The organism is Terriglobus sp. YAF25 (assembly GCF_052113305.1).
Taxonomy (GTDB): Bacteria; Acidobacteriota; Terriglobia; order Terriglobales; family Acidobacteriaceae; genus Terriglobus.
Map to the genome: position 1 here is coordinate 1 of NZ_JBFRCY010000933.1, position 1463 is coordinate 1463.

The window sequence follows — 1463 nt, forward strand, 5'->3', positions numbered from 1 at the left end:
CTATACGACATGGTTTCAGCGTCTTTTGAGGAAGGCTGGGAATCCGTTGCCCGCTTCAAAGAGGGCATCATCCAACTGGTCCGCAAAATCATCCTCCAGGGACGCGAGTCCGGCGACTTCGAGCGGAAGACTCCTCTCGGAGAGACCTCGAAGGCGATCGCACGAATGACGGAACTGTTCTACCACCCGACACTCTTAGATCAAGCCGGCAAAAAGGAAGAGGATGAGGCACTTGCCGTCGCCAACGTCGCGATTCGATCTCTCACTGCCTAGTCAAACTTCAGAAAACTATTAGTTACAAGTTGACAAAAAGATAATTCATAATCTAGCTTCGATTCCAGTCTCCCTCCTGGAGTGGAAATAGCTATGTCAATCTCAGCATTCCCTACGCATCGGCTTGGTCGCATCCTGCCCACCATAGTTCCTAGTGACCGCGCCACCGACCGACGAGATGATCCAAGAACGACGCCAAATCTGATGCGCGTTGACGCTGCGCGAGCTACGCAGAAGGTAATCATGCGCACACGATTGGAAGTGTCTTCGTGCTCGTTTCCCTCTCGAGCTTTATCCCATCTGTCTCCTGTGAAACCGACGGGTTCGTGAAGTCATATCCGAGCCGCACGCCGCTTACTGCGTTAGCGCATTTTCCTGTAGGCATAGTGCGGGGCTTGTGCATCTATGGTCGTTTTCCTCAATGAAAACGCCGCTGCACGCTCCTCTCGGGATACCCAGCAACAGGGAAAATGCTCAAGCACGAGGTCGCGTGAAATATGGAGGTGCAGTTTGCCAGAACCGCCAGATATCCAGAGAGTTGTCGATGAGCTTGTTGCGGCAGAACACGATGCTGAAAAGCTAGTCGCTGGGCTCACCGAAGAACAAGGTCGCAGGACGGGTGCACTCGGCTCATGGAGCGTGGCGGAGTGTCTTGAACATCTTGCCATCTTCAATCTCATCATTCTTCGCGCTATGCAATCCGCGACGGAGCGAGCACGAAGCAAACGGAGGCTGAGGTGCGGCCCAGCCTCCTCGGGGATAGTGAGCAAGCTTTTGATCGGACTCCTTGGGCCACCAGTAAGGCGTGTCAAGTTCAAGACCGATCCGAGCGTTCTCCCTCGGCAGACTACGTTGATGAATTCTTTCCTGGCATTGAAAGCGTCGCAGGTTGCAGTTAGAGATTTTTTGATGGCAAATCGTGATCTCGATTTGAACTATCGTTTCCCGATGCCCTTCGTGAAGCTGAGGATCCCGTTGGTGGCTGGTTTCTTGGCAATTGCTGCCCACGAACGGCGGCATTTGTGGCAGGGCTGGAGGGCTAGAGAAGCTGTAGAACCAGAGAGAGAAACGATGTAAAGACGAATCGTCCTTCTCACCGTTTTATTCGCGAGCCTTGCCACGCTCGCCGGGTGTCGGCGCCGAGAAAGCCAGTCCGGCAGCATTTGCTTCCTGTGATCTAGGGGCAGGCA

2 protein-coding genes are annotated in these 1463 nt (G+C 53.9%); both read left to right on the plus strand.

The window, feature by feature from the left end:
* A partial coding sequence (locus tag AB4043_RS25365) for a hypothetical protein (RefSeq protein WP_442308504.1) occupies positions 1-273 on the plus strand: 273 nt, incomplete at its 5' end.
* Positions 274-783: 510 nt separating this feature from the next.
* The gene (locus AB4043_RS25370; protein ID WP_442299010.1) at positions 784-1350 is read left to right on the plus strand and encodes a DinB family protein; all 567 of its coding nucleotides are present in this window, start codon (positions 784-786) and stop codon (positions 1348-1350) included.
* The last annotated feature ends 113 nt before the right edge of the window (positions 1351-1463 follow it).